Genomic DNA, 6,440 nt, shown 5'->3' with positions numbered 1-6,440 from the left:
GCACGGTTGATGCCGTCGATCAGCGAGTGGCGGCAGCCGTACTTGTTGTCGAACTTCGACTTCGTCACCGCGTCGTTCACGTTGATCGCCGGGAACAGCAGGGTGCCCTCGGACATCATCTCGTAGAGGCGGTGGACACCGGTGGTGGTCTCCTCCGTCACGCCGCGGATCTCGGACGCGAGCTGCGTCCACTTCTGCGGGGACTCGCCGAGGGTGCGGTTGAGGAGCGTGAGGATGTACGCGTACTCCTCGGAGTCCGCGGTGGACGGGTCCGGGGCCGCGCCGGCCTTCTCGAACTCGACGCCCTTGTGGACGAGGAGGGTGGCGTCGCCACCGTCGTCGAGGATCATGTTGGGGCCGCCGGTGGGGGTGTTCGGCCAGGTCAGCGCCTGCTCCGTGCACCACCAGTACTCGGCCAGCGTCTCGCCCTTCCAGGCGAAGACGGGAACGCCCTGCGGGTCCTCCGGGGTGCCGTTGGGGCCCACCGCGATGGCGGCGGCGGCGTGGTCCTGGGTGGAGAAGATGTTGCAGGAGGCCCAGCGGACGTCGGCGCCGAGCGCGACGAGGGTCTCGATCAGGACGGCGGTCTGCACCGTCATGTGCAGGGAACCGGTGACGCGGGCGCCCGCGAGCGGCTGCGCCTCGGCGTACTCCCGGCGGATCGACATCAGGCCGGGCATCTCGTGCTCGGCGAGGGTGATCTCCTTGCGCCCGAAGGCGGCGAGGGAAAGGTCGGCGACCTTGAAGTCCATGGGTGGTGCTCCTCATGGGTCGAGAGGGTGGGTACGGCTGAGCCTGGCACCGGCCGCGTCTGGGCACGGCGGCGCGTCGAGCACAGTCCGTCGGGGGCCCTCTCTCCCCTCGGCCGGTCGCGAGGACCGCCCGACCGCCATCAGCAGCGACGCCTGACACTGGGGTCGAATCTACACCGATCGGCCTAGCGGGCGCAGGCGGCCGGGCTGTGTGCCGGGTGCCGGTTTCGGGCCCTCCGGCGGAACGGTTCGGGGCCTTTCGGACTTTTGATGCGCCGCTTACCTGGGGCAGGATGCCAAGTGGACCGGGTCGCGTGCGCGGTCCCGCAGGACCTATGGCTGAAGGAGATTCCAGTGACCAGTCCAGCAGGCCCTCCCGGTGACGGGGACGCAAGCGGGCGCAGGCGCCTGAAGTTCGTGGCCGTCACCGCCTGCCCGACGGGGATCGCCCACACGTACATGGCCGCCGAGAAGCTCCAGCAGGCCGCTGCCGAGCTCGGCGTGGACATGAAGGTGGAGACGCAGGGGTCGATCGGGGCCGAGAACGTACTCTCTGACAACGATGTCAGGGAGGCGGACGGCGTCATCATCGCCGCCGACAAGGAGGTCGACCGGGAGCGCTTCGCGGGCAAGCGGGTGCTGTCCACGGGCGTCGCCGACGGCATCCACCAGCCGAAGGAGCTGATCGAGCGCGTGCGCAGCGCGCCGGTGCAGACGGGCGGCGCGGCCGACGCGTCCGGCGGCGGGGGCGGGGGCGGCAAGGAGCGCAGCCTCGCCTACAAGGCGCTGATGAACGGCGTCTCGTACATGATTCCGTTCGTGGTCGTCGGCGGTCTGCTGATCGCCATCGCGCTGGCCCTGGGCGGCCACGCCACGGACAAGGGGTACGTGGTCACCCCCGGCACCTTCTGGGACCACCTCTTCCAGATCGGCGTCATCGGCTTCACCCTGATGATCCCGATCCTGTCCGGTTACATCGCGTACGCCATCGGGGACCGGCCCGCGCTGGTGCCCGGCATGATCGGCGGGTTCATCGCGAACACGGGCGCGCTCTACGACTCGAAGTCGGGCGCCGGCTTCATCGGTGCCATCGTGACGGGCTTCCTGGCCGGTTATCTGGTCTTGTGGATCAAGAAGGTCAAGGTCCCGAAGGTCGTCCAGCCGATCATGCCGATCATCGTGATCCCGATCGTGGCGACGACGGCGCTCGGCCTGTTCTTCATCTACGTCATCGGAAAACCCATCTCGTGGGTCTTCGAGAGCCTCACCAGCTGGCTCTCCGGCATGACCGGCACCAGTGCGATCCTGCTCGGCGCGATCCTGGGCCTGATGATCGCCTTCGACATGGGCGGACCGGTCAACAAGACGGCCTTCCTCTTCGGTACGGGGCTCATCGCCTCCGGCAACTACGCGGTGATGGGCATGTGCGCGGCGGCCATCCCGGTCATGCCGCTGGGTCAGGGCCTGGCGACGGTGCTGCGCCGCCGGCTGTATTCCGACCAGGAGCGCGAGACGGGCATGGCGGCCCTGTTCATGGGGATGTTCGGCATCTCGGAGGGTGCCATCCCGTTCGCGGCGGCGCGGCCGGCGATCGTCATTCCGTCCAACATGCTCGGCGGCGCGGTGGCCGGTGCCATCGCCGGTGTGGCGGGCGTGGGCGACCACGTGCCGCACGGCGGGCCGATCGTGGCCGCGCTGGGCGCGGTGGACGGGGTCGTCTGGTTCCTGATCGCCATCGTGGCGGGCACCGTGGTCACGGCGCTGACGACCAACGCGCTGATCGGGATCAAGGAGCGCGGCAACGGCCGCCCCCTGCCCGCGGGCGCCCCGGCCGCGGCCCCCGCGCCGGTGCCGGCGATGGCGGGCGCGGGGGCCGGCCCGGCGGCGATGACGGCGGCGCAGGCCGCGCCCGTCGCCGCCGTCGCCGCCGTGGCGGCCTCCGGGGCTGCGGAGGCGGAGGCGGAGGTGCTGTCGGGCTACCTGACGGAGCGCACCGTCAAGACGGAGCTGGCCTCCGGCTCGAAGGAGGCGGCGATCCGGGAAATGGCCGAGATGCTCGCCACCACCGGCAACGTCCGTGACGTCGACGAGCTGGTGCGGGTGGCCCTGGCCCGTGAGGCGCAGGGCACGACGGGGCTGGGCGAGTCGATCGCGATCCCGCACGCCAAGACCGACGCGGTCGCGCGCCCGACGGTGGGCTTCGCCCGGTCCGGCGAGGGCATCGAGTGGGGTGCGCTGGACGGGACGAAGGCCCGGCTGGTCTTCATGATCTCGGTGCCGGAGGCCGCCGCCGGTGACGAGCACCTGCGGATCCTGGCGCTGCTGTCGCGCAAGCTGATGGACACCGGTTTCCGCGAGCGCCTGCAGTCCGCGCCGGACCGGGCGGCGATCCTCGACGTGCTGCGCGAGATCCGCTAGCGGCGCCGCGCGCCACCGGCCGCATCGGGCCCCGTACCGCTCCGGTACGGGGCCCGGTCGCGTGCGGGCGGTGTCCGAATCGGTATGTCCGGAGTTGGCACAGCGGCCCCCCGGCGGCATCGGGGGCGTCCCCGTCGACCTACGATGCAAGGCAGGTACATCGGAAGGGACGAAATGGAACACAGGCCAGGACACAGACGCGGGATCGCGGCGATCGTCCTGCTGGTGCTCGGAGCGTTCATCCTCGGGGGGGTGACGGTGGCGAAGGCCGTCAGCCCGCCCGCGCGGTACACGGAGGGCAGGCAGGCCGGCTGGACCATGAGGCCGACGTATACCAACGGGGACAGCATCTACCTGGAACCGGTCGCCAAGGGCGGGCTGCGGCGGGGCGACGTCGTGCTCGCCTCCGTGCCGTGGTCCCTGCAGAAGACCCAGATGAACCGGGTCGTCGCAGTCGGCGGGGACCGCATCCGGTACAAGCCCAGCAGCAAGGTCGCGGGCCAGTACCGGCTGGTGCTCAACGGTGCGCCGCTGGACGAGCCGTACCTGGAGGACTGGAAGCACCCGTCCGGCGTGGCCTTCGACATGACGGTGCCCAAGGGGTACGTCTTCCTGATGGCCGACGACCGGATGAACTCGGACGGCTCCCAGTACCCGAACAACGGGCCGGTCCCGGTGGGCAAGATCACCGCGAAGGTCGTGTCGTACCCGATGGCGAAGCTCGCCGTGTGGGGTCAGCTGGCGGGCGGGCTGGTCATGCTGATCGGCGTCGCGCTGGCGGGTGTGGCCCGCCGGGCGCGCGGGCGGGCTCAGGTGGAGGCCGCGACGGCGGCTGCGCCGGCGGCCGCGGTGCCGGCTCCCGCGGACGGGGAGGCACAGGCGCCGTCGGCGGCCGCGGTGCCCGCTCCCGGGGGCGGGGAGGCGCCGGTGGCGCCCGGCGGGCGCGCGGACGTGTCCTCGTAAAGCTTTCCACGGACGTACGAAGGCCCCCGCGGCAGCGCGCCGCGGGGGCCTTCGTGCGTCCGTGGGGGCGCGGCGGGTCAGTTCGCCCCGGCGTTTCCCGCCGCCTCGGGGTGGTAGATGTCCGGCTCCAGGTAGATCACGCGGGCGATCGGGACGGCCGCGCGGATGCGGGCCTCGGCGGCGTTGATGGCGTTGGCCACCTCGGTCGCGGTGTCGTCGTGCTGGACGGCGATCTTGGCGGCGACGAGGAGTTCCTCGGGGCCCAGGTGCAGGGTCCGCATGTGGATGACCCGGGTGACGGTGTCCCCGTCGACGACGGCGGCCTTGATCTTCTCGACCTCTTCGGTGCCGGCGGCCTCGCCGAGGAGCAGCGACTTGGTCTCCAGGGCCAGCACGATCGCGATGACGATGAGCAGGATGCCGATGCAGAGGGTGCCGATGCCGTCCCAGACGCCGTCGCCGGTGAGCAGGGCGAGGCCGACGCCCGCGAGGGCGAGGACGAGGCCGATGAGCGCGCCGGCGTCCTCCAGGAGGACCACGGGCAGTTCGGGGGCCTTGGCGCGCTTGATGAACTGGCGCCAGGTCTGGTTGCCGCGGGTCTCGTTGGACTCCTTGATCGCGGTGCGGAAGGAGAAGCCCTCGGCGACGATCGCGAAGACGAGGACGCCGACGGGCCAGTACCAGGCCTCGATGGCGTGCGGGTCGTGGATCTTCTCGTAGCCCTCGTAGATGGCGAACATGCCGCCGACGGTGAAGAGCACGATGGAGACGAGGAAGGCGTAGATGTAGCGTTCCCGCCCGTATCCGAAGGGGTGCTGCGGGGTCGCCTCGCGCTGGGCCTTCTTCCCGCCGAGGAGCAGCAGGCCCTGGTTGCCGGAGTCGGCCACCGAGTGGACGCTTTCGGCGAGCATCGACGAGGATCCGCTGAAGAGGAATGCCACGAACTTGGCTACAGCGATGGCGAGGTTGGCGGCGAGTGCCGCCACGATCGCCTTGGTACCGCCCGACGCGCTCATGGGTGCCGTTGTCCCTTCCTAGCCACTGACTCCGGCCGCACATTGTTGCAGCCGACTGTGGGGCCGACGGTACGTCAGACCACCACAGTGGCGCGGAAGACGGTACCGGAACCGGACAGTTCGACCTTTTCGCCCGCCGGTACGAAGACGGACTCCCCCGGGGCCAGGGCCAGTTCGCCCGCCACGGGGGTGCCGGCGGTGCAGAGCAGGATCTGCGGGGCGCCGTCCGCGAGGACCTGGGGGGCGCCGCCGGGGGCGAGGACGAAGCGGGACAGCCGGAACTCGTCGATGGGGGTCTCGTAGACCTCCTCGCCGTCGGCCTCGGGGCGCAGGACGCCCGGGGCGCTGGGCTCGAAGAGGACGACCTTCAGCAGCTCGGGGACGTCCACGTGCTTGGGGGTGAGCCCGCAGCGCAGCACGTTGTCGGAGTTGGCCATGAGCTCGACGCCGAGGCCGTCGAGGTAGGCGTGCGGGATGCCGGCGCCGAGGAACATGGCTTCGCCGGGCTGGAGTCGCACGTGGTTGAGCAGCATGGCCGCGATCACGCCCGGGTCGCCCGGGTAGTCGTGGACGAGCGTGGCGTAGGGCGCGTACCGGCCGCCGAGGCGTTCGGCGGCGGCCGCGGCCTCGCTGACCGTACGGGTCATCTCGGCGCGGTCGGCGGTGAGGACGGCGGTGAGGACCTCGCGCAGGGCCGCCTCGACGGGGTGGGCGCGCAGCAGGTCGGCGTACGGCTTGAGGGAGTCGACGCCGAGGCCTTCGAGCAACTCTGCGGCCTCCAGCGGCGGGCGGAAGCCGCACAGGCCGTCGAAGGGGGTGAGGGCGCAGATCAGCTCGGGCTTGTGGTTGGCGTCCTTGTAGTTGCGGTGGCCCGCCTCGATCGGGACGCCGCGGCGCTCCTCGTCCTCGAAGCCCTCCTTCGCCTGGGCCAGGTCGGGGTGGACCTGGAGGGAGAGCGGGGCGCCGGCGGCGAGGAGCTTGAGGAGGAACGGCAGGCGGGGGCCGAACTTGGCGACGGCGGCGGAGCCGAGCTGGCCCTCGGGGTCCGCGGCGATGACGGCCGCCAGAGTGGTCTCGCCCGCGCCGCGGTCGAGGCGGGAGGGGGCGCCGGGGTGGGCGCCCATCCACATCTCGGCCTGGGGTTCACCGGTGGGCTCGGCGCCGAGCAGGGCCGGGATGAGGGTGGTGGATCCCCAGGCGTAGGGGCGGATCGTGTTCGTCAGGCGGTCCATCGTGGTCTTCCGTCGTTCTTCCTGGATCTGTGGATCTTCGGGGCGGGCGCGGGTGTGCG

Annotated in this window: 5 protein-coding genes; 2 read left to right on the top strand and 3 right to left on the bottom strand. The window is 71.4% G+C overall.

The window, feature by feature from the left end; all coding sequences use genetic code 11:
• Window positions 1–752, bottom strand: a 752-nt coding sequence (locus tag ACGFXC_RS23910; RefSeq protein ID WP_393715866.1) for an adenosylhomocysteinase, incomplete at its 3' end; no start/stop codon positions are given.
• A 354-nt stretch (window positions 753–1,106) separates the two neighbouring features.
• On the opposite strand from ACGFXC_RS23910, the gene ACGFXC_RS23905 reads away from it, so the two are divergent.
• A complete protein-coding gene (locus ACGFXC_RS23905; protein WP_393715865.1) occupies window positions 1,107–3,170 on the top strand; it encodes a fructose-specific PTS transporter subunit EIIC in 2,064 nt (687 codons plus the stop codon).
• A 174-nt stretch (window positions 3,171–3,344) separates the two neighbouring features.
• A complete protein-coding gene (gene lepB / locus ACGFXC_RS23900; RefSeq protein WP_393715863.1) occupies window positions 3,345–4,133 on the top strand; it encodes a signal peptidase I in 789 nt (262 codons plus the stop codon).
• Window positions 4,134–4,210: 77 nt separating this feature from the next.
• Here lepB and ACGFXC_RS23895 read toward each other — a convergent pair whose 3' ends face one another.
• A complete protein-coding gene (locus tag ACGFXC_RS23895; RefSeq protein WP_393715861.1) occupies window positions 4,211–5,149 on the bottom strand; it encodes a cation diffusion facilitator family transporter in 939 nt (312 codons plus the stop codon).
• Window positions 5,150–5,223: 74 nt separating this feature from the next.
• Window positions 5,224–6,381, bottom strand: a complete 1,158-nt coding sequence (manA, locus tag ACGFXC_RS23890) for a mannose-6-phosphate isomerase, class I (protein ID WP_393715859.1) — start codon at window positions 6,379–6,381, stop codon at window positions 5,224–5,226.
• Window positions 6,382–6,440 lie beyond the last annotated feature (59 nt).

It is taken from the genome of Streptomyces sp. NPDC048507, assembly GCF_043199995.1.
GTDB lineage: Bacteria > Actinomycetota > Actinomycetes > Streptomycetales > Streptomycetaceae > Streptomyces.
Note: the sequence above shows the minus strand (reverse complement) of the source record. Positions and strands in the feature narration are given on the sequence as shown.

What these genes read in the sequence shown, in the direction of transcription:
- lepB (WP_393715863.1), top strand. Translation starts at nt 3,345, where the DNA reads ATGGAACACAGGCCAGGACACAGACGCGGGATCGCGGCGATCGTCCTG.
- ACGFXC_RS23895 (WP_393715861.1), bottom strand. Translation starts at nt 5,149, where the DNA reads ATGAGCGCGTCGGGCGGTACCAAGGCGATCGTGGCGGCACTCGCCGCC.
- manA (WP_393715859.1), bottom strand. Translation starts at nt 6,381, where the DNA reads ATGGACCGCCTGACGAACACGATCCGCCCCTACGCCTGGGGATCCACC.